27 protein-coding genes are annotated in these 24,232 nt (G+C 65.4%); 13 read left to right on the forward strand and 14 right to left on the reverse strand.

Annotation, left to right across the window (positions count from 1 at the left end; translation table 11 throughout):
- Positions 1 to 402 precede the first annotated feature (402 nt).
- Both C442_RS01490 and C442_RS01495 read left to right on the forward strand, forming a co-directional pair.
- The gene (locus C442_RS01490; protein ID WP_008307256.1) at positions 403 to 2,013 is read left to right on the forward strand and encodes a methyl-accepting chemotaxis protein; all 1,611 of its coding nucleotides are present in this window, start codon (positions 403 to 405) and stop codon (positions 2,011 to 2,013) included.
- The gene (locus tag C442_RS01495; RefSeq protein ID WP_008307257.1) at positions 2,013 to 3,359 is read left to right on the forward strand and encodes a sensor histidine kinase; all 1,347 of its coding nucleotides are present in this window, start codon (positions 2,013 to 2,015) and stop codon (positions 3,357 to 3,359) included. Before C442_RS01490 ends, C442_RS01495 begins: the two co-directional genes overlap by 1 nt.
- Before the next feature lie 28 nt (positions 3,360 to 3,387).
- Here the strand turns inward: C442_RS01495 and C442_RS01500 are convergent, their stop codons facing one another.
- From C442_RS01500 to C442_RS01535, 8 genes are all read right to left on the reverse strand, one after another.
- On the reverse strand, positions 3,388 to 3,870 hold the full coding sequence (locus C442_RS01500) for a DUF7519 family protein (protein ID WP_008307258.1): 483 nt from the start codon (positions 3,868 to 3,870) through the stop codon (positions 3,388 to 3,390).
- A complete protein-coding gene (locus C442_RS01505) occupies positions 3,867 to 5,123 on the reverse strand; it encodes a DUF58 domain-containing protein (RefSeq protein WP_008307259.1) in 1,257 nt (418 codons plus the stop codon). Before C442_RS01505 ends, C442_RS01500 begins: the two co-directional genes overlap by 4 nt.
- Positions 5,120 to 5,647 (reverse strand): DUF7269 family protein, encoded by a 528-nt coding sequence (locus C442_RS01510; RefSeq protein WP_008307260.1) that lies wholly within the window; start codon positions 5,645 to 5,647, stop codon positions 5,120 to 5,122. Before C442_RS01510 ends, C442_RS01505 begins: the two co-directional genes overlap by 4 nt.
- Entirely contained in the window at positions 5,644 to 6,357 is a 714-nt protein-coding gene (locus C442_RS01515; RefSeq protein WP_008307261.1) for a DUF4129 domain-containing protein, read from the reverse strand. The genes C442_RS01510 and C442_RS01515 overlap by 4 nt, the downstream gene beginning before the upstream one ends.
- A 169-nt stretch (positions 6,358 to 6,526) precedes the next feature.
- Positions 6,527 to 7,507 carry a porphobilinogen synthase gene (gene hemB, locus C442_RS01520; RefSeq protein WP_008307262.1) on the reverse strand — a complete coding sequence of 327 codons (981 nt, stop codon included), beginning with the start codon at positions 7,505 to 7,507 and terminating at the stop codon, positions 6,527 to 6,529.
- Between the two features lie 911 nt (positions 7,508 to 8,418).
- The gene (locus C442_RS01525; protein WP_049942761.1) at positions 8,419 to 9,156 is read right to left on the reverse strand and encodes a competence/damage-inducible protein A; all 738 of its coding nucleotides are present in this window, start codon (positions 9,154 to 9,156) and stop codon (positions 8,419 to 8,421) included.
- Positions 9,157 to 9,740: 584 nt separating this feature from the next.
- On the reverse strand, positions 9,741 to 9,944 hold the full coding sequence (locus C442_RS01530; RefSeq protein WP_008307264.1) for a hypothetical protein: 204 nt from the start codon (positions 9,942 to 9,944) through the stop codon (positions 9,741 to 9,743).
- 46 nt (positions 9,945 to 9,990) lie between these two features.
- The gene (locus C442_RS01535; protein ID WP_008307265.1) at positions 9,991 to 12,078 is read right to left on the reverse strand and encodes a (Fe-S)-binding protein; all 2,088 of its coding nucleotides are present in this window, start codon (positions 12,076 to 12,078) and stop codon (positions 9,991 to 9,993) included.
- A 143-nt stretch (positions 12,079 to 12,221) separates the two neighbouring features.
- Between C442_RS01535 and C442_RS01540 the strand changes: the two genes are divergently transcribed.
- Together C442_RS01540 and C442_RS01545 are read left to right on the forward strand one after the other, a co-directional pair.
- The gene (locus C442_RS01540) at positions 12,222 to 12,842 is read left to right on the forward strand and encodes a hypothetical protein (RefSeq protein ID WP_008307266.1); all 621 of its coding nucleotides are present in this window, start codon (positions 12,222 to 12,224) and stop codon (positions 12,840 to 12,842) included.
- Positions 12,843 to 12,960: 118 nt separating this feature from the next.
- On the forward strand, positions 12,961 to 13,623 hold the full coding sequence (locus C442_RS01545) for a CRISPR-associated protein Cas4 (protein WP_008307267.1): 663 nt from the start codon (positions 12,961 to 12,963) through the stop codon (positions 13,621 to 13,623).
- 31 nt (positions 13,624 to 13,654) lie between these two features.
- On the opposite strand, the gene C442_RS01550 is transcribed toward C442_RS01545, so the two are convergent.
- The 3 genes from C442_RS01550 to C442_RS01560 are packed head-to-tail and all read right to left on the reverse strand — an operon-like array spanning position 13,655 to position 15,029.
- Positions 13,655 to 14,239, reverse strand: a complete 585-nt coding sequence (locus C442_RS01550; RefSeq protein ID WP_008307268.1) for an L-threonylcarbamoyladenylate synthase — start codon at positions 14,237 to 14,239, stop codon at positions 13,655 to 13,657.
- Between the two features lie 2 nt (positions 14,240 to 14,241).
- Positions 14,242 to 14,751, reverse strand: a complete 510-nt coding sequence (locus C442_RS01555; protein ID WP_008307269.1) for a redoxin domain-containing protein — start codon at positions 14,749 to 14,751, stop codon at positions 14,242 to 14,244.
- Positions 14,751 to 15,029: a glutathione S-transferase N-terminal domain-containing protein gene (locus C442_RS01560; RefSeq protein WP_008307270.1), complete on the reverse strand. Its 279-nt coding sequence runs from the start codon at positions 15,027 to 15,029 to the stop codon at positions 14,751 to 14,753. The genes C442_RS01555 and C442_RS01560 overlap by 1 nt, the downstream gene beginning before the upstream one ends.
- 98 nt (positions 15,030 to 15,127) lie before the next feature.
- On the opposite strand from C442_RS01560, the gene C442_RS01565 reads away from it, so the two are divergent.
- Both C442_RS01565 and C442_RS01570 read left to right on the forward strand, forming a co-directional pair.
- Positions 15,128 to 16,513 carry a hemolysin family protein gene (locus C442_RS01565; protein ID WP_008307271.1) on the forward strand — a complete coding sequence of 462 codons (1,386 nt, stop codon included), beginning with the start codon at positions 15,128 to 15,130 and terminating at the stop codon, positions 16,511 to 16,513.
- Positions 16,514 to 16,563: 50 nt separating this feature from the next.
- A complete protein-coding gene (locus C442_RS01570; protein ID WP_008307272.1) occupies positions 16,564 to 16,935 on the forward strand; it encodes a cupin domain-containing protein in 372 nt (123 codons plus the stop codon).
- A gap of 30 nt (positions 16,936 to 16,965) precedes the next feature.
- On the opposite strand, the gene C442_RS01575 is transcribed toward C442_RS01570, so the two are convergent.
- On the reverse strand, positions 16,966 to 17,178 hold the full coding sequence (locus C442_RS01575; RefSeq protein WP_008307273.1) for a hypothetical protein: 213 nt from the start codon (positions 17,176 to 17,178) through the stop codon (positions 16,966 to 16,968).
- A gap of 124 nt (positions 17,179 to 17,302) precedes the next feature.
- Between C442_RS01575 and C442_RS01580 the strand changes: the two genes are divergently transcribed.
- From C442_RS01580 to C442_RS01590, 3 genes are all read left to right on the forward strand, one after another.
- A complete protein-coding gene (locus tag C442_RS01580) occupies positions 17,303 to 17,617 on the forward strand; it encodes a hypothetical protein (RefSeq protein ID WP_008307274.1) in 315 nt (104 codons plus the stop codon).
- Positions 17,618 to 17,647: 30 nt separating this feature from the next.
- Positions 17,648 to 18,061: a hypothetical protein gene (locus tag C442_RS01585; RefSeq protein ID WP_008307275.1), complete on the forward strand. Its 414-nt coding sequence runs from the start codon at positions 17,648 to 17,650 to the stop codon at positions 18,059 to 18,061.
- Positions 18,062 to 18,156: 95 nt separating this feature from the next.
- Positions 18,157 to 18,363 (forward strand): hypothetical protein, encoded by a 207-nt coding sequence (locus tag C442_RS01590; protein ID WP_008307276.1) that lies wholly within the window; start codon positions 18,157 to 18,159, stop codon positions 18,361 to 18,363.
- Here C442_RS01590 and C442_RS01595 read toward each other — a convergent pair.
- Positions 18,360 to 19,646: a CobW family GTP-binding protein gene (locus tag C442_RS01595; RefSeq protein WP_008307279.1), complete on the reverse strand. Its 1,287-nt coding sequence runs from the start codon at positions 19,644 to 19,646 to the stop codon at positions 18,360 to 18,362. The two genes, C442_RS01590 and C442_RS01595, sit on opposite strands and share 4 nt — an antisense overlap.
- A gap of 143 nt (positions 19,647 to 19,789) precedes the next feature.
- On the opposite strand from C442_RS01595, the gene C442_RS01600 reads away from it, so the two are divergent.
- From C442_RS01600 to C442_RS01610, 3 genes are all read left to right on the forward strand, one after another.
- Positions 19,790 to 20,086 carry a hypothetical protein gene (locus C442_RS01600; RefSeq protein ID WP_004959670.1) on the forward strand — a complete coding sequence of 99 codons (297 nt, stop codon included), beginning with the start codon at positions 19,790 to 19,792 and terminating at the stop codon, positions 20,084 to 20,086.
- Positions 20,086 to 21,060, forward strand: coding sequence for an ArsA family ATPase (locus C442_RS01605; RefSeq protein WP_008307284.1), 975 nt, complete (start codon positions 20,086 to 20,088; stop codon positions 21,058 to 21,060). The genes C442_RS01600 and C442_RS01605 overlap by 1 nt, the downstream gene beginning before the upstream one ends.
- A gap of 174 nt (positions 21,061 to 21,234) precedes the next feature.
- Complete coding sequence (locus C442_RS01610; RefSeq protein ID WP_008307285.1) at positions 21,235 to 23,100, forward strand: carbon starvation CstA family protein; 1,866 nt, start codon at positions 21,235 to 21,237, stop codon at positions 23,098 to 23,100.
- 55 nt (positions 23,101 to 23,155) lie between these two features.
- Here the strand turns inward: C442_RS01610 and C442_RS01615 are convergent, their stop codons facing one another.
- Positions 23,156 to 23,839, reverse strand: coding sequence for a hypothetical protein (locus tag C442_RS01615; protein ID WP_008307286.1), 684 nt, complete (start codon positions 23,837 to 23,839; stop codon positions 23,156 to 23,158).
- Between the two features lie 176 nt (positions 23,840 to 24,015).
- On the opposite strand from C442_RS01615, the gene C442_RS01620 reads away from it, so the two are divergent.
- Positions 24,016 to 24,231 carry a hypothetical protein gene (locus C442_RS01620; protein ID WP_008307288.1) on the forward strand — a complete coding sequence of 72 codons (216 nt, stop codon included), beginning with the start codon at positions 24,016 to 24,018 and terminating at the stop codon, positions 24,229 to 24,231.
- Position 24,232 lies beyond the last annotated feature (1 nt).

Genomic DNA, 24,232 nt, shown 5'->3' on the forward strand with positions numbered 1-24,232 from the left:
TTGGCTCAACTTCTTCAACTCTTTCACGAGAAAGGCTCTGGTAACAACACTACATAAGGTTTGCCTTTATGAACACGGAAATTAGAGGGGATATGGTAGACGACCGTCCAGATTAGGGTATGATATTATGGATATAAGGTTGTTCTCCGTCAAGAAAGTCCGTATATGCACACTGGAATTTTGGACGTTTGTTGCCCCCAGTTCCGGCTAGAGGGGGCCAAATAGGCCGTTTTCCCTTGCGCGCGCTCCTGTCTGGCGGGTGTTGCCAGCGACAACAGGGTTATATCTCGCGAACACAGATTCGGATTCAGTATAAATTCCCGGAAATATATGGGGAGACGTGGCACAAAGTACCGATAAACTGTACAAACAAATCACCCACCGGAGGATTCATAGCTGATTATGGCTTCGGATCACTACCCCTCCGTTCCGGACCAGTCGACGGCCGTGACAGAGGAACGGGCAGTCGCGAACGCACAGGGTGCACTGGATGTCGTTCAGGCGGCGTCGGCGACCGTCGGCGAGCAACTCGCGGCGATTGACGACCGCGCAACGGCACAGGCGACCGACGCACAGCAGATCGCCGACGACGTCTCGTCGCTTTCCGCCACAATCGAGGAAATCGCTGCGACTGCGACCGAGGTCAGCGAGCAGAGCCAGCGGGCGACGGATGCGGCAAACGACGGCCGGGAGGCCGCATCCGACGCTATCGACTCGATGGATGAAGTCCGCGAACTGGGGCAGGCAGTTGCCGCGGAGGTGGCCGCTCTGGAGAACCGGGTCGACCGTATTGCCGATGCACTGGCCGGTATCGACCGCATTGCCGATCAGACGAACATGCTCGCGCTGAACGCCTCGATAGAGGCGGCGCGGGCGAGCGACACCACCGACACAGACGGGTTCGCCGTCGTTGCAGACGAAATCAAGGGGCTCGCCGAGGAGTCCCAGCAGCAGGCTGCGGACATCGAAACGACGCTGGCTGCGGTTCGCGAAGCCACAGACGACACCGTTGCACAGCTCAACGAGGCCATCGACGGAATCGACACTGGGGCCGAGCAGGTCACTACGGCGATGGCACGACTCGACGACGTGGCCGACACCGTCGCGGAGACGGCCGACGGTATCGCCTCTGTCTCGGCAGCGACCGACGAGCAGGCGACGACAAGCGAAGCGGTCGCCCAGCGGTGTGAGACGGTTTCGGACCGCGCCGCCGCCATCGAGGACGACCTCTCGGAGATACGTGCCGCTCGCTCCGAGCAGACCGCGATGCTGGACGAGATCGACGACGTCCTCGCCGCCGCCGAGGCCGACCGGCAGGACCGACTGGCGGACGCCCCGACAGTCCCGACCGGTATCGACGGCCTCGACGACCTCTGTGGCGGCGGGCTCGTCATGGGTGGACAGGCCGTCCTCAGGTACGCCGATGGGACGCAGGTCGCCGGCGCCATCGCTCAGTTGTGCGCGACGGCCGTTGCCGCCGACCGGGCGGTCTCGCTGACGCCACCCCCGTCCCTGGACCGGTCGACGCTGGCCGCCGCGTTCGCGGCGACCGACCGCTCGCTCACGGACGCACTCGACGGCGACGCCCTGTTCATCCTCGACTCCTTCGGGGACTGGGACGCCCGCTACAACGTGTTCGACCTCGAACGGACCTCGCTGGCTGCCGCGAACGAGACGACGGCTACCAGGCGGGACGCCCCGCTGGTCATTGTCGGAAACATCCAGGGCGAGATACGGATGATGGGCGAACAGGCGGCCAGAGAAGCCCGATACGAGAACGACGACGGCGTCTTCGAACCCCACGACACGGTGGTCAACGTCATCAACGACGACGCGGTCCCGGCCACGCTCGGGGCGTTCTACTCGGGCGCTGCCGACCAGGAACTCACGCTGGCACGGACTGACGGCCGCGAGTACCTGACGCTCACGGCCTCGCCGCGTGGCGCTGTGGGGGAGAAACAGGCGGTATCGCACCTGTCGAGCCCACCCTTCCTCCGAATCAGAGACAACTGATGTTCGGCATCGACGACACTGGTCGGTTCACGTTCGCGACGGACGAATTCGCCGCATTGCTTGGGCGGACGCCTGCCGAACTTGTTGGAACACCTGTCGAGGCGGTGGTCGCAGCCGAGGACCGTGAGCCACTGAGCACAGCGAGACAGGCCGTCAGCAGTGCACCAGACAGGCTGACCGAGGCCTGTCAGGTCAGGTTCCCGCAAAGCGACTTCTCCGGTCCGGTTACTGTCGAACTCACGACGGCAACCGGCGGGTCTGTCGTCGGGACTATCTGCCGAACTGCCGGGACATCCGACCCGTTCCAGTACTTGTTCGACCTCATCCAGGACGCGGTCGTCGGCTTCGAAATCGTCAATTTCGTCCCGATTGTGCGAACGGTCAACCCCGCGTTCGTCGAGACGTTCGGATACGACCGGGACGAGATCGTCGGCGAACCGCTCAACGAATACATCGTTCCCGGCGACCGCGTCGAGGAGGCGGTTAACTACGACCAGCGAACGGCGTCCGGTGAAATCAACTACGCTATCGTCTCCCGGGAGACGGCCGACGGCTGCCGCGAGTTCATCTACCGCGGCGTCCCGTACGACACGGCCGACGGCCGTCGCTGCGGGTTCGCCATGTACACGGATGTGACAGATAGCAGGCGACAAAAGCGGCGCCTCCGCGTGCTTCACCGCGTCCTGCGGCACAATCTCCGCAACGAACTCTCTGTCGTGCTCGGGACGGCCGAATACGTCCGTGCCCACGCAGCCGACTCGTCCGTCTCGCTGGCCGCGTCGCGCGCCCTCGACGCGGCTGACCGCCTCGTCGCCGTCAGCGAAAAGGCCCGAAGCGTCGAGACCGCGCTCGACGGGGAATCCGATCAGCCGGTCGACGCGGCGGCGCTGGCTCGGTCCGTCGCCGACAGTTATCGCCCCGATACACCGGTCGAAACAGCGCTTCCGAGAACACTCCCTGTCACCGGAGGGACGGCCGTCTACGACGCGCTCGACAACCTCGTCGAGAACGCGGTGAGCCACACACCAGAGAGCACCGCCGTCCGAATCACGGCCGAGCGGACCGGTGGAGACGCGTTCGTCCGCGTTCGCGACGACGGCCCCGGTATCCCTGCTGTCGAACGGGCAGTCGTGTTCGAGGACGCGGATATCACCAATCTCCAGCACGGGAGCGGCCTCGGTATCTGGCTCGCTCGGTGGGTCGCCGAGGCGGCCGGCGGCGGCATCGAGTACAAACGAACCGACGGGTGGACGACCGTCTCGCTCAGGCTCCCGCTCTCCGATGCTGACGACGTACTTATGCTGGCTGAGACGCTGGAATCAGCGGCCGAACCGACGTCGAAGTGATATCCGCCTTCTCCCGTCCGCTGTGGCGCTAGCGCCTGAGCGCCGCGGTCAGCGCGATTGCGCCCAGCACGACGCTCGCCAGCGCCAGCGGTGACAGCGGCGGTACATCGAGCTGAAAGAGCAGGGTCGTCACCACGACAGCCCCTCCGACCAGCCCTGTCGTCCCCGCGACGTGCGTGAGTTCCACGGGCGTTCCGGGCGCTGTTCCGAGGTCCGCATAGAGGTCGATAGCCGCATGGGCGAACGTCCAGGCCAGCACCGTCGCGCCGCCGGCAACCAGTACTGTCGTCGTCGTTGCTCCCTGAAGGGCGGCCACTAACAGCGCCAGAAACAGCGACGCGCTGGCGAGGTCGACCAGCCGCCCGGACTGAATCAGTTGCCCGCCGGCGAGCAGCACCACGCCGACGAGGGCGGCGGCAGTCGAGACGGCGCTAATGCCGGCGACGAACAGCGTCACGACACCCGCCGCCAGCGCTGCGCTGCCACAGACGGCTCCGGTTCGCGGTATCATTGGCCACCTCGCCAGGCTCGTTCAGTGACTCGTTCCAGCGGCTCAGTTGCGGGCCAGTCGTGGACGGCGATGCCGGCGGCTCGCAACCGACGGAGCCGCTCGCGGCGTTCGAGCCGCGCCAGCCGGTGGCCCGCCGTGTCCGTCGCGGTCGGGTCGGGGCTCAGGACCGTCACCGGGTGGCCGCTGGCGGCCAGCCGGCGGACCAGCGCCTCGCTGTCGTCGTCACACAGCGGGCCGAGGAAGACGACGTTCGCCGCCGTCGGCAACTGTGCGATGAGTCTGGTCGTATCCGGCGTTCGGGTGACCGACGTCGCGGCGAAGGCACGGTCGGTTCTGAGCAGGTCCCGGGCCTGTTGCTGGTGGGCGGCGCTCGTGCCCGGTGCGAGCCACGCGTCATGTGGCGAGTACGCCGCGACGCCGACCTCGTGGCCGTCCTCGGGGAGCCCCTCGACGAGGGCGACGGCGGCCATCGTCGATCGCTCGATCGCCGTCTCGGCGTCCGGTCGCGGGGCCAGCGCGGCGGCCGACCTGGCGTCGACGACGACCACCACCGTCGCGGACTGCTCGCGGCGGAACTCGACGGTCCGCAGGTCCCCGGTCCGGGCGTACTGATTCCAGTCGACGCGCGAGAGCGGGTCGTTCGAGCGGTGCTCCCTGACCGCGTAGAAGGAGACTCCCTCACCCCCCTCATCGACGGGGACTGTCCCAGGCCGACGGGCGACCGCCGGGACCAGCGGCAACAGCGCCGAACTCGCTGGCTGCTCCCAGGTGACGGTGTCGGGTTCGGCCGTGACGTGCGTTCGTCGGGCGACGACGCCGACCACGTCCCTGACGACGACCGTCGCCGGGTCGAACACGCAGCGGTCGGTCCCGCCGGTAATCTCGTAGGTAATCGTCGTCGACGCGCCGGGCCGCAGCGCCGTCCCCAGCGACGCCGACCCCTCGACGACCCGCACGGTGTCGGGCACGCCGTCGGCGAGCCGGAGGTCCGGAATCGTTCGGCTCCCATCGTTGCGGACGGTGAGCGCCACGGTGACCCGCTCGCCGAGCGCGGGTTCTGTCGGTGTGATGGACCGCTGTATCGACACGCCCGCCGCCGGCGGGACAGCGACCCGGTCGTACGCGCTTAGCGTGACGCCGAGCCCGCCCAGCAACACGAGCGCGGGGACCTGGCCCACCAGCCCGACGCCGACGGCGACCAGCGCGGCCCCGGCCAGCCCGAACCAGCGGCCGGTCCGTTGGGTCTCGCTCATCGCTCCTCGTCGCGCCGCCGGAGCTCGGCCGTCGCGTGGGCTACACGCCGCTGGAACGGGCGGACGCCCGAGAGCCATCCGGACAGCCGCGCCCGGAGCGATATCGGCGTGCCGTCGAACAGTTCCCGCGCTGGCTCCCTGTCCGTCCACGCGCCGGACCGGAGCGCGTCCGTTGCCTCGTCGGGAGAGAGCCCGTCGCGCTGGAGGACGGTGACCGCGACTCCCTCGACACGCTGCCGGATGGCTTCCTGTCCGGCCCCAGCAGCAAGCGCCTCGTCGATATCGTCGCCGGGGACCGTGACGTACTGGCTGTCAGTGTCCGGCAGCGCCACGCCGCGCTCGCTGTCGAGGGAGCGAACGAGGAGCGCCAGCAGCGCGACACCGCCGGCGAAGACGGCCACGGCGAGTATCGGGAGGTCCGAGACCGCGCCGGAGGGCAACAGCGGCGCGCCGAGGGCGGCGAGTCCGATTCCGATGGCCGTCGCGACGAGGCCGAGCGCCAGCGGGACCCGGCGCAGTGTCACGCCTTGCCCTCCCCGACTGACCCGTCGGCGTCTTTGTCCGCAGAAGGCATCTCGTCGGGATTCGCCGCGATGTCGTCCGCATCGCCGGCGGCCCGTTCCAGCGCCGCACGGGCTTGGGACTCCAGGTCGGCGTCCGGCCGCTCCCGGCCGTAGCGAACCCGCTCGAACACCGACCGGAGCGAGGCGACGGCGTCGGGGTCGGCCCCGGCCGCCGTCGCGTCCGCCTCGATGTCCTGCGGGGACGACGCATCGTCGTCCACGGTCACCGCGTCTTCGAGGGCAGCCCACGCGCGGTACACGTCGTTGGTCAGGGGCACGTCGATTGCAGCCGCGCTATGCGAGGGGGTTTCCGCGGCGTCCGCGGTTGCGACGGCTGGCGTCTCGCCGCCCGTCTCGTCGATGGTCCGGCTCTGGCCGGCCAGCCGCCAGAGGACGACCAGACCCACTGCGAGGCCGACGGCGAGCGCACCGACTGCCGGAGCGGGGACACTCGGCAGCAGCGCGCGGGCACCGTTCTCGCTTTCCGGCGGATCGATGCTACCTGGCGGGTCGCTGAGGCCCTGTCCGTCGGGGTTGTCGATTTCGCTGTCGTCCCGGGTCATCTCCGCCTGGTCGGCCCCGGTGGCAGCGTCGAGGCTCGCGGCCCCGACGCTGAACGACAGCAGCGCAATCGCGGCGACAACCGCCACGAGGAGGGACTGTCGCTGCATACAGCTACTCCGCTCCTGGCACATGAATAGGTTAGGGACCTGTCTGCAACTGGTCGGCCAATCCGGACTGGGTGGGGCTGAAAGGGACCGAGCGCTGCGAGGGCGAACACAGCGGGCTCGCACGTCGCGTGACCGAGCCCCTCTCTAAAACCGTCCCTGAGTTGGCTATTCAGAGTTCGTCCGCGAGGTCCTCGGCGAAGTAGGTCAGAATCAGGTCTGCGCCGGCGCGTTTGATGGACAGCAGCGACTCGTAGGCCACCGCTTCGAGGTCGAGCCAGCCCTTCTCGGCAGCGGCGTGTAGCATGGCGTACTCGCCGGAGACGTTGTAGGCGGCGACGGGATGGTCGTAGGACTCCCGGATTTCCTTGACGATGTCCAGGTACGGCAGCGCGGGCTTGACCATCAGCACGTCCGCGCCCTGCTCGACGTCGAGGTCGACCTCGCGGCGGGCCTCGCGTGCGTTCGCGGGGTCCATCTGGTAGTGCCGCCGGTCGCCGAAGGCCGGCGCGCCGTCGGCGGCGTCCCGGAACGGGCCGTAGAAGGCCGACTCGTACTTGGCGGCGTAGCTCATGATGGGTACGTCGGTGTTGCCCTGGTCGTCTAAGGCCTCCCGAATCGCGCCGACCATGCCGTCGATCATCCCCGACGGCGCGACCATGTCGGCCCCGGCCGCGGCGTGGCTCGCGGCGATTTCCCCCAGCAAATCGAGGGTCTCGTCGTTGCGCACCGTCAGCCGCGGGTCCTCGGCGGCGGCGTCTTCGAGGACGCCGCAGTGGCCGTGGTCGGTGTACTCACAGAGGCAGACGTCCGTGATGACGTAGGCGTCGGTTTCGCTCGTGATGCGGCGCGTGGCTTCCTGCACGACGCCGTCTTCGGCCCAGGCGCGGCTCCCGCGCTCGTCTTTCGATTCGGGGACGCCGAACAGCATCACCGCTTCGACGCCGGTTTCGAGAATCTCCGCGACGCGGTCGACCGCCGCATCGACAGGGACCCGTTCGTGGCCCGGCATCGTCTCGATGGGGACGCGCTCGTCGGTTGTCGCGTCGACGAACACCGGTGCGATGAGGTCCGACGCCGAGAGGTCCGTCTCGCGCACCAGCGGACGCACGCCGTCGGTTCGCAGGCGGCGCGGGCGCTGTGTCAAATTCATACTGCCATTTCAGTCCGTGACTGGCATGAACCCACCGTTTGTGTGCTTAAACGCAACCGCTATTTTGGCGGACGGAAGCCTATATCAGGGATGTCGCTCTGTCGTCGTGGCCCGATTTACGAATATGTCGCCGAACTGGCCGTATTACAGGCTGTAACTGAATATCCCGGCCGGTCTGGACAGTCAGGCCACGCACTTCACACGAACTTGAGCGAAGCTCTCCCATCCATACACTGGCTTGTCCCGATCTATCTCTTACCGGTGGCATTGAAGTCTCAATAGGAGCAGAATACGCAACTCAGCAAGGAGCGACGGTATCACCGGACAGTCTTTCAGTCCCTGTTTTGGTTACGAGATAGCGGGCATAGTGCTCAGCGTCATACACTGCTTCGCCCTTTGCCGTTGAATATGGTCGTCTAACCCGAACAGTGATGCCACGATCTGAGTGGTTTACGACGGTCACCTTTGGACCAACAGTGAATGAACCGACATCCCAGCTATCAAGACAACTCGCATTCTGAAGCCGCTCAGTCACATAGTTGGTTTCTGAGCGTAATGCGCGTTCTTTTGCTTCAGAGACGTTAATTTGTGCGCCAATGGTCTGAGTTTCTTGACCACTGGTTACGACTGATTTCGGCGTTGCTGGGTCATCGGAAAGCGTAGAACATCCCGTGAGTGCTAGGCTACAGACAATAGCGAGAAGTAGAGCCCTTTGATGGTACATATAAACAAGTAACTGATTGCTGACAAATGTTTTGTGGGTAATCGTAGTCTATGACGCGCCATCTATTGCCGTTCTAGCTGTGCCCGCAGAAGTGGCTACCAGATACTGGGACCTTGTCGCACCGATCCGGGCCGTCACCAGATACCAGGAGCCTGTGGCGGGTTCGAGGGAATCCCCGGAAAGCAGTTCATTCGATATCGACAACCTCGATTCGCTCGCGGAGCCAGGCCGCCGCGTCGGCGACGGTCGCGGGGTCATCGCCGGTGATCTTCACCCGTCCCGGCGTGTCGTCCTTGCGCGGGTAGCTCCCGACGGCAACCGCGAACTGCTCGCGGGCCGCCGTGATGTGCGTGACGAGCGCGCCCTCGGGTGCGGGCGTGTGAATCGTCTTCGTCGTCCGGTCGCCATCGAACTCGTCGGCGACGGTCTCGTACATCGCTTTCAGTTCCTCGGGGATGCCCGGCAGGACGTACACGCGGTCGATGACACAGCCGGCGGCGAAGCTCTCGTCGGTCAGCAGCGCCTGCCCGCCCTCGGGAACTGACGCCCACGCGTCGAGGTCGAGGTCCATGTCGTAGCGGTCCACCAGTTCGGGGTTGTCGTCGGCGAACCGCTCGGCCTTCGCTTCGAGGTGTGCCCGCACGTCGTCGGGAACGACGAGGTCGCGGCCGAACGCCCGCGCCACAGCGGCCTTCGTTATGTCGTCGGGCGTTCCGCCGATGCCACCGGTGACGATGACCGCGTCGAAGGCGTCGTGATATTGCGCCACAGCGTCGGCGATGACCGCCTCGTCGTCGGGCACAGTCAGAACGCGGGTGACGCTCGCACCGGCCTCGGTAAGCTGACGGCCCAGCCACGACGCGTTCGTGTTCTCCGTGTCGCCAGCGAGCAGTTCGTCACCGACGGTGAGCAGTGCGACCTCCATCATCTCGCTGTGAGAGTCTGGCGGCGTTAAGCGTTTGGCTGGACGCAGGTGGACACAGGCTCCGACGTCGTCGTCCTGCTGCGGGCTGACCGCATCTAAATGCGTATAATGACATTATATCTCGCCTAGCCATATTTCGGTAACATACATATACTGGGTCCGGCAAAGCAAAAGTATGGTACTTGTCACCAATTGTGCTGATTGCGTCAAACGGGTGTACCCGAACCGAAGCCGTGTGTCGAACGCGGACCGCGACAGTGCTGACCCAGTCGACGAAATGCCCACAACACGCGCTGGAACGCTGACAGACTGACGCTGCCAGCGGCGCACTGCGCTAGCCCGCCACTGGGACTGGCACCACCCGCCGTGATGTGTCGTACCGATAGCTCAGCAGAGAGCTACAGCAAGGGAACGTAGCGATAGCAGTACAGGGCCGGACCGGTCGCTGCCCCAGCAGCTTTCCAGACCGTTTCTCGTGTTTGTCGGACTGGTCGCCGGTGTGCTCGGATCCGTCACATGACGGGGCAGTGCGACGTTGACACCTGTGTCTGGGAGTCGGCAAACATCCGATACCAGGTCAGTCGTTAGTCCTCGGACAGTTCGGATTCGAGTGTCTCGACCCGCCGTTCGAGTTCGGAAACCCGCTTCTCGTAGCCGCGTTTACCGTCGAGAAAGTTGTAGACGAGTACCATGCCAGCGGCTGGTAGTCCGATGTACACCGCCAGTACGAGTACCATGAGGACTAGTTCCGTTGCGCCGGGGAGTCCCGGTATCTGGAGGAGGGCCATGGTGGGCCTTTTCGTTTCAGCTACTTGGAAATTCACATCCGAGCGGTCAGACTCCCGCGTCCCCGACCGCTTCAGCGAGTAGCTCCGTGACCCCGACGATTTCGATGTCGTCCTCGTAGCCGCCGGTTTTGCGCCCGTCCTCGTACATCGTCATGCACATCGGGCAGGCGACGACGAACTTCTCGACGGCCGCGCCCGCCTCGGTGTCTTCGAGGGCCTCGCGCAGGCGTTCCTCGCTGGGTTTGCTCTCCTCTTCGAGGTCCATCCAGAGGCCGCCGCCGCCACCGCCACAGCAGAAGGAGTCGTCCCTGTTGCGGGGCATCTCGTGGAGGTCGGCTCCGGTCGCGCGGATGAGGTCCCGCGGGGCCTCGAACTCGCCGTTGTACCGCCCGAGGTGACAGGGGTCGTGGTAGGTGACGGTGTAGTCCAGTTCCGAGCCCGAGAGACCGAGCGCGCCCGAACTGGCGAGGTCGGCGACGACCTGCGTGTAGTGGAACACGTCGTCTTCGCCCCACTCGCAGGCCTCGAACTCGGGGTACTCGTTCATGAACGTGTTGTAAGCGTGGGGGTCCGTCGTGACGATGGAGTCGAACTCACAGTCCAGCATCGCTTCGGCGTTGTCCTCGACGAGCATCTCGTAGAGCCCTTCCTCGCCGACCCGGCGCACGTCGTTGCCGTCGGTCTGTTCGGCCTCGTAGAGGATGCCGTAGTCCACGCCGGCGGCCTCGAAGACGCGAGCCAGCGCGCGTGCTATCTTCTGGTTGCGCTCGTCGTAGCTTGGGTAGTCGCCGACGTACCAGAGGAACTCCACCGGTTCGTCGCGGGCGTCCGGCACCTCGAAGTCGAGGTCCTCGGTCCAGTCCGGCCGGGCGCGCTCGGGGTCGCCGAAGGTGTTGCCGTGCTGGAACACGTTCATCATCGCGTCCTGGACGTGTTCGTCCATTTCGCCGGCCTCGGTGAGCCGGCGGTTCATCTCGGTGAACTGCGTGACGTGTTCGATATCGACCGGGCAGGCGTCCATGCAGGCCATACAGGACATGCAGGACTCCATCGTGTGAGCGTCGATGACCGAGGTGCCGCCGTCGGCGATGATAGGCACGTCCTCGCCGCCGGCGTCGCGCTCCTCGCGGTAGCGTTTCAGGTCGAGGATGACGTTTCGCGGGTCCAGCGGCCGCCCGGAGGCTTTTGCTGGACAGACCGACGAGCACCGGCCACACTTGGTACAGGCGTCGTGGTCGAGCAGTTGCTTCCAGGAGAAGTCGTCGATGTCGCTGGGGCCGATGTCGTCGGGGTCAGCGTCGGCCGGGACGCCCGGCAGTCGCACGCCGGCTTTCTCGTCGCGGGCGACGAGGTTGGCAAACGACGAGAGCATGTGGAACGGCTTCGCGTAGGGAATCCAGGCGACGAACCACAGCGCGACCAGCGAGTGGCTCCACCAGACGAACGGGTACGCGCCCGCTGCCATCTCTGGCGTCATCCCGGCCATAACGAACACTTCCTTGACCGACCAGCCGACGAAGCTCACCGTCTCGAAGGAGACGTCCCGGACCGTCGAGGTGCCGAGAATCCGGATGCCTTCGGTGAGGTAGCCGCCGACGCCCAGCACGAACAGCGCGCCCAGAAACAGGTCGTCCTCGCGGGAGGTGTGGCGGTCGTGGAGGCGGTCGAGTTTTCGGCCGTAGCGCCGCCACAGCGCGACACCGACGCCGACGACGAACAGCAGCCCCATCGCGTCCATGACGAACGAGTAGGAGAGGTAGAACTGGCCGACGAAGAAGGATTCACCGGTCAGCGGCCGATAGAGGTCCATGTCGATACCCAGAATCGTCGTCCCGATGAGTAGCGTCAGAAAGCCCCAGACGATGAACGCGTGCATCACGCCGGCGACGGTATCGCGGTCCAACTGCTTCCGGTTCGACAGCGCCAACTGCGCCGCCGCGAGGGTCCGCTGGGGCAACTCGTCCAGGCGGTCGAAAGGGTCGTCGCTGCCCTGGGCATAGCGGGTGACGCGGTCGTACACACCGTACAGAAAGACGATGATGGCGAGCGCCGCCAGATAGTAGAACAGCGCTTTCCCCACGTCGCCGATACGCCAGAACGTCGGGCGCGTGGTCGTCTGGAGTATAGATGACATACGGTAACACGCACTGCGTGTCCGCTTAAATCTTGCCACGCCCCGTCGCGGTCTTGCGAGAATTAGGGATTTGTTGAAAGTTTTCCCGCGTCACGTTGCCCATCCGACAGATATATCACTCCCGAGAAGTAGTTTCATGTTCGATGGACGAGAAGACCGAAGAACTCCGTGACATCTTCATGGACGTCTCCGACGAGGAGGCTGTGACGGAGTCTCAGGAAGCGTCGAGAGGGTCCCTGGCCGATACTGACGAGGCCGGTGTCGCGGACCGACTCGGTGATATCATCGCGCGGATGCGCGAGCGGTACGAGTTCCGAACCGAACTCGCCGACGAGGCCCTGGTGACAGTGGTCCGACTGTTCTACGAGGGAAGCGACGATGCGGGCATCGCGGCCGAAATCGGCGCGGACGAGCCTGACGTGGTCGAGGCGCGGCTGGACCTGCATCTCCTCCGCGACGAGGACACAGAGGCACCGTTCGACCTGGCCGAGTTCCGCCGCCGCGTCGCCGACGACGACCCGTCCGTCGCCGACCTCGCCGCCGAGTTCGACATCGACGAGTCCTGGGCCGCCCACTACCGCCGCGTCGTCGCCGCACAGGACGCCGCGCGCCGGGTCTCCCACCGGTTCCAGAGCGAGTTCGAGGACGTGCTCACCGACGCCGGGCTGTCGACACAGCACGCTGCCGGCCTCCGCGAAGACGGTCTCGACGAAGCCACTGAGGACATCGACTCGCTGGATTCCGGCGCTGACGTGTCGATGTAACGCTGCGCATTCTTCTGTGCTAGCGGTCGGCCGAGATGGCGGGCCTTTCTGGCTGTGCGAAACACGACCGTTCCGTCCCGCCGAACCTTCTTGTAGGAGTACACGACCAGGCGGGGCCATGTCGACCCATACGTTCCGGGAACTGGAAACGGCCGCCTACTGTCCGCGAAAGCTCTACTACCGCCGCCGCGACGGTGCGAGCGAGATTCCAGACGAAATCGAGTCGGTTCGCCGGCTCGCCCGCGATTACGAGCGGCTGCTGACCGACGACGCCGCCCTGCTGGCCGCCCCTATCGAAGTGGGACCGGACGAGTACCGCGACCGCCTCAGAGGGCTTCGAGAGCGCCTGGCCGACTGGGACGCGCTGGTCGCGCCGGCGGCGACGGACGCGTATCTCGAAGGGAAGGACGCCCGCGGTATCGCACACAAGGTCGTCGCAGGGCGGGACGGCCCCGCGCCGTCGCTCGTGTTCGCCGGTCGACCGCCGGAGGAGGGCGTCTGGGATCCCCAGACCGTGCGGTTAGTCGCCGCTGCGAAGGCGCTCTCCTGGGAGCGCGATCGAAATATCGACGTCGCCTACGCTGAGTATCCGGCGTACGGCGTCATCCGACGTATCGAGGTGAACGCACGGCGGGCCGGCGTCTACCGTCGTGCGGTCAGAACCGCCGACAGCATCGACGGGCCACCGGGGCGAGTACGTAACGACGCCAAATGCCAGCCCTGTGAGTTCAGTGAGGACTGCGGGGTGAAAACGCGGTCGCTAAGATCGATGTTGCGGTGAGTCGGCAGGGCTTGGACGAGTGACCCGCCAGTCAGTCCCGGGCCGCGAGCCACGACTCGACGGCGTCGGCGTGTGCGCCGCGGCGGTGTATCGTCCCGCTGTCGACGTTCACCACCGTCGACCCGGTCCCGCCGTCGGTCTCGCCGGCGTCGAGTACTACCGCGGCGCGCTCACGGATGGCGTCGAGATCGTCGATGGTGCGGGCGCTGGGGTTACCGGAGATGTTGGCGCTGGTGGCGGTTAGCGGCCCGGTTTCGGCAAGCAATTCGAGCGCGAGGTCGTGGTCGGGGACCCGAACCCCGACGCGGTCACGGCCGGCGACCAGCACGTCCGGCACTGCGTCGCGGCGCTCGACGACGACGGTGACCGGGCCGGGGAGGAACTCACGCATGAACGCCAGTTCGCGGTCGCTCGGGCGCGTGTACTCGCGGGCGGACTCGACATCGGGGACGGCCATCGACACCGGCTTGTCGCGCTCGCGGCCTTTCGCCTCGAACACGCGCTCCACGGCAGCAGCGTCGAGCGCGTCCGCACCGAGCCCGTACACCGTTTCCGTCGGATAGACGACCAGCTCTCCGTTGCGGACTGCCGACGCGGCGTCGTCGACTGTCGCCATCGTCAGAGCTGGGCTTCGACTTCGTCGTAGTTCGGGAAGTCGGGCCACTCCTGGGCCACCCAGGCGTATTCGATGGTCCGGTCGCTATCGAGGACGAACACCGACGGGCGCGGTTCCTCGATTCCGGCCATCCCGTCGAGGTCCATGTCGATGTCGTACTGCTCTGCGACGCCGTTGGCCGGGTCCGAGAACAGCCGGTAGTCCCCCTCGATATCCCGCTCTTCGAGCAACTGCTTGTGCTCGTACGGCGTCGAGATGGAGACGCCGACGACGGTGGCCTGCTCGTGCCACGCGCGGTCGCGGATCTCGTTCCAGATGTACGTCGCCGGGAACGCGCCGTCCATCGCGTGGAACACGAGGACGACCCGGTCGCTGTCGGCACACAGCGACGCGAGCGACTCGTCCTCCCAGAACTCGTCGTTGACGAGCGGGCGCGTGAAATCCGGCGCGGTGTCGCCTTCCTCGGGGTGGTCGACCGGGTCGAGGTCGACGACGTCGAAATCGAGTTCCATCAGGCCGCACCCCCTGCCGTCTCCTCACCCTCTCCGTACGTCCGTTCCAGATACGCGACGATGTTCGCGCTCTCGGACATCGTGACGCCGGTGTTCTCGTCGACGATGGCCGGGACGGTCCGCTTGCCGGACAGTCGCTTGACAACGTCGCGGTCGGCGTGCATCGGCTCGACGAACCGCGACTGGTAGTCGAGGTCGTAGGCGTCCAGCTTCCGGACGACGCGCTCACAGAACGGACACGCCTGCAACCGGTACAGCGTGATATCGGACTCGCTCATACTCTGTGGAGTGATACGCGTGAAAGCCGGGTAAGGGCTTCGCTGACAACCCCTTCATGACAAGCCTTAATCCGCACCCATTACAACTTCGACCGTTGATGGCCCTGGATCCACCTGCGCCGTTTGAGCTGTCTACAGCGATGTTGCAGGCTATCGAATACGCCGGCGTCATGATTCCCGAAACCGTGGTGCTGGTCGGTGGTACCGCCACTATCGTCTTCCTCATCGTCCTGTCGGCGTTCTTCTCGTCCTCGGAGATCGCCATGTTCTCGTTGCCCGCACACCGGACGGAGTCACTCGTCGAGGACGGCGTGCCGGGTGCGAAGACGCTCAAGCAACTCAAAGCGGACCCCCATCGCCTGCTCGTGACGATTCTCGTGGGGAACAACCTCGTCAACATCGCGATGTCGTCTATCGCGACGGGACTACTGGCGATGTATCTCTCACAGGGGCAAGCCGTCGCCGTCGCGACGTTCGGAATCACGGCTATCGTGCTGCTGTTCGGCGAGAGCGCGCCAAAGAGCTACGCCGTCGAGAATACCGAATCCTGGGCGCTGCGCATCTCCAAGCCGCTCAAGGTCGCCGAGAAGGTGCTGCTCCCGCTCATCCTGCTGTTCGACTACCTCACGCGCGTCGTCAACAAGATCACCGGGGGGCGCTCCGCTATCGAGACCTCCTACGTCACCCGCGAAGAGATACAGGACATCATCGAGACGGGAGAGCGCGAAGGTGTCCTCGACGAGGACGAACGGGAGATGCTCCAGCGCACGCTGCGGTTCAACGACACCATTGCCAAGGAAGTGATGACGCCGCGGCTGGACATGACGGCCGTCGCCAAGGACGCCTCCGTCGAGGAAGCGCTGGAGACCTGTATCCAGAGCGGCCACGCCCGCATCCCGGTCTACGAGGGAAGTCTGGACAACGTTATCGGCGTCATCCACATCCGCGACCTCGTTCGGGACCTCAACTACGGCGAGGCGCTGGCCCGCGATATGGACCTCGAAGACCTCATCGAGCCGACCCTGCACGTCCCCGAATCGAAGAACGTCGACGACCTGTTGACCGAGATGCGGGCCGAGCGCCTCCACATGGTCATCGTCATCGACGAGTTCGGGACCACCGAGGGGCTGGTGACGATGGAGGACCTGACCGAGGAGATTGTCGGCGAGATACTCGAAGGCGAAGAGGAAGAGCCGATCGAGTACGTCGACGACGACACGGTCACGGTCAAAGGCGAGGTCAACATCGAGGAGGTCAACGAGGCACTGGACCTTGAACTGCCCGAAGGCGAGGAGTTCGAGACCATCGCCGGCTTCATCTTCAACCGGGCGGGCCGACTGGTCGAGGAGGGCGAGACCATCACCTACGACGGTGTTGAAATCCGTGTCGAACAGGTCGAGAACACGCGCATCATGAAGGCTCGCGTTGTCCGCCTCGAAACCGACGAAACAGAGTCAGTCGACGCCGAAGAGGCCACGGACTGATTCCAGTCGGTAGCAGTCGTTTTACCTCGGTCGCCGTCGACAGTAGTGGTATGGGCTATCACCACCTCGCGGTCGACGACATCGAGCCGACACCGGACCGACCCAGTGTCCAGCGCTCCATCAGTGACGCGGCCGGTCTCGAAAACGCGGCCGTGAACGTCTACGAGGTCGCTCCCGGCGAGGATATCCCGCTCGCGTACCACTACCACGATAATCAGGAGGAACTGTTCTACGTCCTCTCGGGGACGCTCGCCGTCGAGACGCCGGAGCAGACCTACGAGGTCGGCGAAGACGAGGCGTTCGTCGTCGAACCGGACAGCCCCCAGCGGGCGCACAACCCCGAGTCGGCGACCGAATCAGTACGGACGCTCGTCGTCGGCGCGCCCGCGGTGGACGACGTCCACCCGTACGACCCCGAGTAAGCCGAGCGTCGCGATCGTTCCGTTGGCCCGCTACTGGAGCGTAATGGCATAGGTCAGTGCGAACAGCAGTATCGCGCCGGTCGCGACGTTGATAGCCGTCAGTTCCGCCGCGCCGATGACGCTCAGCCCCCAGACGATAGTGGCCGCAAACACCGTCGAGAGTACGACGTTCATCGCGATGAGTACCCGCGGGTCACCCTGCGACCCGCTCGCCCCCTCCTCGAACCCGTCCGCGTCGCTCATGCCCACGAACACGGACGGGACGCCCCTTAGCTCTTTGGCAGTGCCCGGCGTGCCCGTCCTGTCCGCTCCGGCCGGGCGCGGTCGAGTCGCGCAACTAAACACGCTCGGAGCCCAACACGGGCGTATGAACGTTCAAAACCGTCATGGGGACCCGGTCGACCCGGTCCCGTTTCTCGTCTGTACCGCGACGGCGGTGATGCTGCTGTTCTCCGTCGGCCCGCTGTACGGCCTCGCGTACGGGCTGCCAGTGTGGGCCGGCCTGACCGTTGCGACAGCCGGCACCGTCGCTGTCTCCGCCGTCGCGTACCACCGTCTGGTCTGGACGGCCCCGCCGCCCTGGGTACAGATCGCCCCGGAACTCCGATTTCAGCGGCTCATCTACATCGGTATCGGCTTCGCTGTCTTGCTGGTTGCCGTCTCGGCTCCGCTGGCCCTGTGATTTACTACCCCGGTACGCATGTGGACTGGTATGCGCGAGGTCGAACGCTCTCGGTTCGTGATGGCGCGGCCGCCGGCTGTCCACCGCACGCTCTCGCCGGAGGCGGTCGTCGCGGCGGAGGGGACGTTCACGGTGACGGCCGTCGAAGAGACTGATACGGGAACCCTGGTTACTGCCGCCGGCCCCGGGATGTCGGTCCCGCTGCGCTTCGAATCGCGGGACGACGGGCTCCGGTACACCGCCGAGGGCGAGGTCGGCCCCTTCGACCATCTGGAGACGCAGATTACTGTCACGCCGGAAGAGAACGGGTCTCGACTCACGATGCGCTCGACCGTCTCGCTGAACCTGCCGCTCCCCTTTGCCGACCGCATCGCCGTCTGGAAGCGCGGCAACGAGCTAGAGCGGGCTATCGAAGACCTGGCGGCCGACGTACCCGGTGCGTGAGCCGGCGACGGCGCATCCGGCCCGTTCGGCGCTGGTCGTGAGACGACTGCACACAACCACGGTACGTTTAGTAGCCGTAATTTCAATATACGATCATGAGCATCCTCGACAGCGTCAAGGACGCACTCACGTCACAGTCGGACACGAAGTCCCGGCCGGACGACGGGTCCAAGGGGGCGTACTGGTGTGACGACTGCGGCGTTCGCATCAGGGATGTCGAACTGGAGGGCGAACCGGTCTGTCCGGACTGCGGCGAGGAGATGCGGTTCGAGCGTGCGGCCGGTCGTGACTGCGCCTGCTAAGGGCTCCGGATAACCGTCTCATCCCCCTGTTCTGCCGGGAACGGCCCCGTGAGCGACTCGCTGTCCGTCCATTCCTCGTCCGTGACGAGCGCGTCGTCGAGCGCCGTCCGAAGGGCGTCTTCGTCGTAGTCTGTTCCAATGAACACCAGTTCAGTCCGGCGGTCGCCGTGTTCGTCGTGCCAGTCGAGTTCCGGCCGGTTCGAGCGGTACATATCCCGCTCGACTTCGGGCAGGCTCGCGATCCAGGGTCCCTGTGCTTCGGCCCGTATCGAGGGGCCGGCCTGGCCGATGACGACGCGGCGCTCGGTGCCCGCCAGCCAAACGGTGCCCTTCGAGCGGACGACACCCGACGGGAGGTCCCGCAGCACGTCGGCGAGCCGGTCGGGGTGGAACGGCCGGCGGCGGCGGTAGGTGTAGGAGGTGACGCCGTACACGTCCTCGGGATGGTGGTGGCCGTCGTGTCCGTGGCCGGTGTCGTCTGCATCACCCTCGACACCGTGGTCGTGGCCGTCTTCGCCATGGCTATGCCCAGCGTCGGCCAGCGCTCGCTTCCAGCCCGGCAGGTCGTTGATTTCGGTCTGATCGAACAGCTTGCGGTCGAACAGCCGGTCGGGAGCGACCTCTGAGAAGGTCGTTCGGATGGTCTCGGCGTCGGGCTGGAGCGCCCGTACCAACTCTTCGGCTTCGTCCAGTTCCGCGTCCGTACAGAGGTCCGTCTTGTTCATCACAACGAGGTTCGACAGTTCGACCTGTTCGACCATCAAATCCGAGAGCGGGCGGTCGGCGTCGGCGGCCGCTGCGTCGGTGGTATCCCCATCGGCGCTCGCTTCCACGGCCCCCCGGCGCTCCGGCGTCTCGCCGGCGAATGAGTCGAGAAACAGTCGGGTATCCAGTACGGTCACGAGCGTGTCGACCCGATACAGCGCGGCCACGCGCGACTCGGTAGTGAACAGCCGCGCTACCGGTGCCGGCTCGGAGATGCCAGAGGACTCGACGACGAGCGCGTCGAAGTCCCGGTCGTTCGCCAGCCGGACGACCGCCGTTTCGAGGTCGTCCTGCAGTTCACAGCAGATACAGCCGTTGGATAGCTCCGCGACGCCGTCGTCGACGTCCAGTTCCGACCCTTCCGCGATGAGTTCGGCGTCGACGTTGACCGTCCCCATATCGTTGACGAGGACGGCGATGTCGCGGTCGCCGGCCTCGGTCAGCAGGTGGTTCAGCAGCGTCGTCTTCCCGGCCCCGAGGCTCCCGGAGAGAATCGTGACGGGAATGGTGTCGCGCATACCTCCCGTTGTGGGCCGGCTCCCTTCAAATCGCGCCTCGTTTCCAGTAGTCAAACACGACCGCGTCCGGCCATACGCATGGGCGCTGTCGACGGGTAACTGCGACAGCTTTTACTCCGTGCCTCTCGCACACACGACCCACGATGGAACTGGCCGACCGAATCGAGCGCTTTCGCCGGACGCTGCGGGAGTGGGCCCGCGGGCTGTACCACGGCATGATAACGCATCCGGCCTACGAGAAAATCGAGAAGGAGGCCGAGGACATCGAGGACGCGTTCATGCTGGCCTGTTTCCCCGACGCCTTCGGCATCCCCTCGCCGGTGTCGTACTACACCGCCGAACTGCTGCCGTACCTCGAAGACACCTTCGAGGCCTGGGAGCGGCGGCTGTGGGACCGGGGCTCGTACATCGAACGCAAGGGACAGCAGTACCACTTCTGATGGAGCCGTTCGTCTTCTTCGGCGGCAAGGGCGGGGTCGGCAAGACCACCGTCTCCTGTGCGTACGGAGTGAAATCCGCACGCGCGGGCCTGGATACGCTCGTCGTCTCGACGGACCCTGCCCACTCCGTCACCGACGTGTTCGACCAGTCGTTCAGCGACGACCCGGAGTCCGTCGAGGGCGTCGACGGCCTCGACGCGATGGAGATCGACCCGGAGACCGAGGCTCAGCGCCACCTGGACGGCATCCGCAACGACCTCTCCGAGCAGGTGTCGGCGGCGATGGTCAACGAGATCAACCAGCAACTCGAGATGGCCCACCAGACGCCGGGGGCCTACGAGTCGGCGCTGTTCGACCGCTTCGTCGACGTGATGCGCAACGCCGACCCGTACGACCGGGTCGTCTTCGACACCTCCCCGACCGGCAGCACGCTCCGCCTGCTCGGCCTGCCGGAGTTCCTCGAAGGGTGGATCGACCGGCTGATGCACAAACGCGAGAAGAGCATCGACCTCTTCGAGAAGGCCGCTATCGGCAGCAACGAGCCCCGGCGCGTCATGGACGGCGACCCGGTGCTTGCCCGCCTGCAGGACCGCAAGGAGTTCTTCGAGTTCGCCGGCGGCGCGCTCCAGGCCGACGCCGCCTTCTTCCTCGTGCTCAATCCCGACCAGCTCTCGGTCAACGAGACGCGGCGCGCCATCGCCGAGATGCGTGAGCGCGACCTCTCGGTTCGGGGCCTCGTCGCGAACAAGCTCACGCCCGAACCGGACCCCGACGAAAACGGCCGCGGGGCCCGCTATCTCAGGGACCGCGTCGCCACTGAGAACGAGCGGCTTCAGGAGGTCCGAGAGACGCTCGACCCGCCGCTGGTCGCGGAAATCACGACCCGCACGGCGGAGGTGAAAGGCGACCTGCTCGACGATGTCGCCGCCGAATTCGACGTCGAGACGGACGCCGAGGCACCGACGTTCGTCTGAGCCGGCGACCCGCCGCTCATGTGTGGGCCGCGCATAACCGATAAGTAATCAGATATTAGATTTTCGTTGATAGTCGAAGCCGTGTGACCGAGCGTATTCTGACGGATTTGAGATATATAAGAAATATATAATAACTATTAATAGCTTGATGTTGGTTACCATTCATGCACATACATGACACAGGTAATCTGGATCGTCCTGGCAGTACTGGTGACGTTCAGCGTGGGGTACCTGGGGTATTCGAAGTACCTCGCGCGGTTCCTCGAACTCGACAACGCCAACGAGACTCCGGCACACAAGTACGAAGACGGGCAGGAATACGTCCCGTCGAAGAAACCGGTGTTGCTGGGTCACCACTACTCCAGTATCGCGGGTGGGGCACCGATTGTCGGACCGATTACTGCGGGGGCCATCTGGGGGTGGGTTCCCGCACTGCTGTGGATCGCCATCGGCAACCCGCTGATGGGCAGCGTCCACGACTTCGTCTCGCTGTCGGGGTCGCTCCGACACGAAGGGAAGTCCATCGGCTACATCGTCGGTGAGTACGTCGGCGAGGGCGGGAAGAACATGCTGCTGTGGTTCGCGTTCCTGACGATTATCCTCGTCGTCGCAGTGTTCGCGCTGGTGGTCGGGATCGTGTTCAACGCCTATCCCGAGGTGGTGACGGCGTCGCTGGTCTACATCGTCCTCGCGCTGGCGTTCGGCGTGTACCTTTACCAGCTCAACGGCCCGTTCATCCCCGGCACAGTCCTGTTCGTCGCAGGCGTTTTCGCCGGCGTCTACGCCGGGATTCAGTTCCCGATTGCCCTGTTCGAGCCGACGGCCGAACGGACCGCGGAGATATCCGTCATCGTGTTGCTCGGCGGGAGCGGTTCCTGGGTGCCTGGCGCGAGCGCACTGGGCGGCAACACTGCGGCGTGGATACCGGTCATCATGGCCTACGCCGCCGTCGCCAGCGCGCTCCCGGTGTGGGTGTTGCTCCAGCCGCGTGACTACCTCTCCTCGTTCCTGCTGTACACCGGCGTCGGCGGCGCGCTGCTCGCCATTATCGTCGGGACCATCCTCGGCTCGTCGAGCCAGCCGCTGGTCATCGACAGCTCGCTGGGTGCGTTCAACGGCTTCTGGGGCGTCGAGGGTGCGGGCCTGTACCCGCTGTTCCCGCTGCTGTTCATCACCATCGCCTGTGGAACCATCAGCGGCTTCCACTCGCTGGTCTCCTCCGGGACGACGGCGAAGCAACTCGATAAGGAGACCGACGCCCGCCTCATCGGCTACGGCGGGATGCTCGGCGAGGGGCTGCTCGCGGCCGTCGCGCTGTCGACGCTCGCGGTCGCCGGCTTCCCCGACCCCGCGGGCGGTATCGGCGCGGCGCTGCCGAACTTCGCGACCGGTGGTGGCATCATCCTGACGAGCCTCGGCCTCCCACAGTCCTTCGGCGCGCCGTTCATGGCGCTCGTCCTCGTGAGCTTCCTGCTTACGTCTACTGACACGGCTGTCCGGCTCGGCCGCTACATGATGGAAGAGATCGTCGGCCTGCCGGCCGGCCAGACGTCGACTGGCCTCGACGTGGGCGGCGGCATCCGTTCGACGCTGGGCGAACTCGGCCGCGGTCGGTACACGAACCCGATCATCCAGTGTGTCCTCGCGTACGTGATGGTCATCTCCGGCCAGTGGGTCGTCCTGTGGGCGCTGTTCGGCGGTGCGAACCAGCTGCTGGCCGCGCTCGCACTGCTGACCGCGACGGTCTGGCTGGCTAACTGGGACAAGAGCAAACAGCTGTACTCCACGGGCGTACCGATGGCCGTCATGGTGGCGATAACCGTGCTCGGCCTCGGCTGGCTCGCGTTCTACCAGAACATCTACCAGACGATTATCGTGGGCGGTGCGAGCGGTGTGCAACTGTTCGCAACGATTATCCAGACGCTTCTGGCACTGACCCTCATCGGCCTCGCTCTGGCGCTGGTCAAGAAGGGGTACGACAACATCAGCACCGTCCGCGAGAGCTACGGCGGCGGTGCCGTCGAACCGAGCGACGACTGACGCAACCGATCACTTCTCCGTTTTTTCGGCACTGACAGCGACTGCTACCCGAGCGTCATTTCCAGAACCGCTTGGCGAGCCGCGAGAGCACCCCTTCCTCGGGCTGGGTCACGTCTTCCCAGAGGACGAACGCCTCGACCACGTCGGCGGCCTCGCCGGCGACGGCTTCCTGCTCGTCCGGAACGACGACGCCCAGATTGACCTCGTAATGGCCGTAGTAGCCGTACTTCAACAGCGTGCGCTCGCGCTGGCCCTCGACGAACGACCGGACTTCCTCGGGCAGTTCGTCGGCGACGAGGACGAACGTGAAGTCGGTGCGGTAATGCTCTTCGTTGGCGGTCACGCGCTCGTCGGCCAGGTCGTGGCCGAGTTCGACCAGCCGCTTCAGTTCGCCAACCGTCGGCCGGGTGACGCGGCGAGCATAGAGGTACTCCTCTGACTCGTGGTCGCCGTAGGACAGCGCCGGGTGGAAGAACTGCTTCTGATTGAGGATCCGCATCTCGCCGTAGAGGTCCCAGCGCTCGCCACGGAGCCGGTGGTCCCGTTCCAGCGTGTAGTTGTACATCAGGCGGTCGCTCACCCGGTCGAAGTACGGGTCGTCTGTCCAGTGTGGGACTTCCTCGATGATTTCGTCGGGCAGCTCCGATTTCGGGACCGCCCCAGTGACGGGGTCCTCCCAGTCGTCCGCACCGTAGTCCGGGGGTTCCTCGACCGGCCCGGGCTCTGTTTCCTCGCTCATCGTGTCGAGCCGCGTGGGCGTTTAGTTCGCACCGGCCCTATGCCGCGGTAGCTCATACCATGCCGATGCCGTGTCGGCGTCTTAAGCGCGTCGGTCAGCCGACGGTCGTTCACGGGCCGTACACGACCGCCGCGGCAGGTTTTTGACGCTGGCCTCCGAATTAATCACCAACAATCATGGCGAAAGACACCGAAGCCTGCGGCCGCTGCTCGATGACCGTCGTCGTCGACGCCGTCGACGAAACTGCGGACGAACAGCCCCACGACCCCTTCGGCGACGACCGCATCGAGGTCGACCAGCGGGACATCGAGCGTATCTCGCCCGAGGCCTGGATGGGCCGGCTCTCGACCCGCGTCAACGAGGCCGTGAGTCGCTACGTCTGGGGTCGCTAAG

It is taken from the genome of Haloarcula amylolytica JCM 13557 (assembly GCF_000336615.1).
GTDB lineage: Archaea > Halobacteriota > Halobacteria > Halobacteriales > Haloarculaceae > Haloarcula > Haloarcula amylolytica.

What these genes read in the sequence shown, in the direction of transcription:
- C442_RS01555 (WP_008307269.1), bottom strand. Translation starts at nt 14,751, where the DNA reads ATGGAACTCGATTTCGACGTCGTCGACCTCGACCCGGTCGACCACCCC.
- hemB (WP_008307262.1), bottom strand. Translation starts at nt 7,507, where the DNA reads ATGAATTTGACACAGCGCCCGCGCCGCCTGCGAACCGACGGCGTGCGT.
- C442_RS01500 (WP_008307258.1), bottom strand. Translation starts at nt 3,870, where the DNA reads ATGATACCGCGAACCGGAGCCGTCTGTGGCAGCGCAGCGCTGGCGGCG.
- C442_RS01620 (WP_008307288.1), top strand. Translation starts at nt 24,016, where the DNA reads ATGGCGAAAGACACCGAAGCCTGCGGCCGCTGCTCGATGACCGTCGTC.
- C442_RS01585 (WP_008307275.1), top strand. Translation starts at nt 17,648, where the DNA reads ATGCGCGAGGTCGAACGCTCTCGGTTCGTGATGGCGCGGCCGCCGGCT.
- C442_RS01610 (WP_008307285.1), top strand. Translation starts at nt 21,235, where the DNA reads ATGACACAGGTAATCTGGATCGTCCTGGCAGTACTGGTGACGTTCAGC.
- C442_RS01570 (WP_008307272.1), top strand. Translation starts at nt 16,564, where the DNA reads ATGGGCTATCACCACCTCGCGGTCGACGACATCGAGCCGACACCGGAC.
- C442_RS01595 (WP_008307279.1), bottom strand. Translation starts at nt 19,646, where the DNA reads ATGCGCGACACCATTCCCGTCACGATTCTCTCCGGGAGCCTCGGGGCC.
- C442_RS01545 (WP_008307267.1), top strand. Translation starts at nt 12,961, where the DNA reads ATGTCGACCCATACGTTCCGGGAACTGGAAACGGCCGCCTACTGTCCG.
- C442_RS01490 (WP_008307256.1), top strand. Translation starts at nt 403, where the DNA reads ATGGCTTCGGATCACTACCCCTCCGTTCCGGACCAGTCGACGGCCGTG.
- C442_RS01530 (WP_008307264.1), bottom strand. Translation starts at nt 9,944, where the DNA reads ATGGCCCTCCTCCAGATACCGGGACTCCCCGGCGCAACGGAACTAGTC.
- C442_RS01560 (WP_008307270.1), bottom strand. Translation starts at nt 15,029, where the DNA reads ATGAGCGAGTCCGATATCACGCTGTACCGGTTGCAGGCGTGTCCGTTC.
- C442_RS01550 (WP_008307268.1), bottom strand. Translation starts at nt 14,239, where the DNA reads ATGGCGACAGTCGACGACGCCGCGTCGGCAGTCCGCAACGGAGAGCTG.
- C442_RS01575 (WP_008307273.1), bottom strand. Translation starts at nt 17,178, where the DNA reads ATGAGCGACGCGGACGGGTTCGAGGAGGGGGCGAGCGGGTCGCAGGGT.
- C442_RS01535 (WP_008307265.1), bottom strand. Translation starts at nt 12,078, where the DNA reads ATGTCATCTATACTCCAGACGACCACGCGCCCGACGTTCTGGCGTATC.
- C442_RS01495 (WP_008307257.1), top strand. Translation starts at nt 2,013, where the DNA reads ATGTTCGGCATCGACGACACTGGTCGGTTCACGTTCGCGACGGACGAA.
- C442_RS01590 (WP_008307276.1), top strand. Translation starts at nt 18,157, where the DNA reads ATGAGCATCCTCGACAGCGTCAAGGACGCACTCACGTCACAGTCGGAC.
- C442_RS01505 (WP_008307259.1), bottom strand. Translation starts at nt 5,123, where the DNA reads ATGAGCGAGACCCAACGGACCGGCCGCTGGTTCGGGCTGGCCGGGGCC.
- C442_RS01525 (WP_049942761.1), bottom strand. Translation starts at nt 9,156, where the DNA reads ATGGAGGTCGCACTGCTCACCGTCGGTGACGAACTGCTCGCTGGCGAC.
- C442_RS01515 (WP_008307261.1), bottom strand. Translation starts at nt 6,357, where the DNA reads ATGCAGCGACAGTCCCTCCTCGTGGCGGTTGTCGCCGCGATTGCGCTG.
- C442_RS01540 (WP_008307266.1), top strand. Translation starts at nt 12,222, where the DNA reads ATGGACGAGAAGACCGAAGAACTCCGTGACATCTTCATGGACGTCTCC.
- C442_RS01600 (WP_004959670.1), top strand. Translation starts at nt 19,790, where the DNA reads ATGGAACTGGCCGACCGAATCGAGCGCTTTCGCCGGACGCTGCGGGAG.
- C442_RS01615 (WP_008307286.1), bottom strand. Translation starts at nt 23,839, where the DNA reads ATGAGCGAGGAAACAGAGCCCGGGCCGGTCGAGGAACCCCCGGACTAC.
- C442_RS01580 (WP_008307274.1), top strand. Translation starts at nt 17,303, where the DNA reads ATGAACGTTCAAAACCGTCATGGGGACCCGGTCGACCCGGTCCCGTTT.
- C442_RS01565 (WP_008307271.1), top strand. Translation starts at nt 15,128, where the DNA reads ATGGCCCTGGATCCACCTGCGCCGTTTGAGCTGTCTACAGCGATGTTG.
- C442_RS01605 (WP_008307284.1), top strand. Translation starts at nt 20,086, where the DNA reads ATGGAGCCGTTCGTCTTCTTCGGCGGCAAGGGCGGGGTCGGCAAGACC.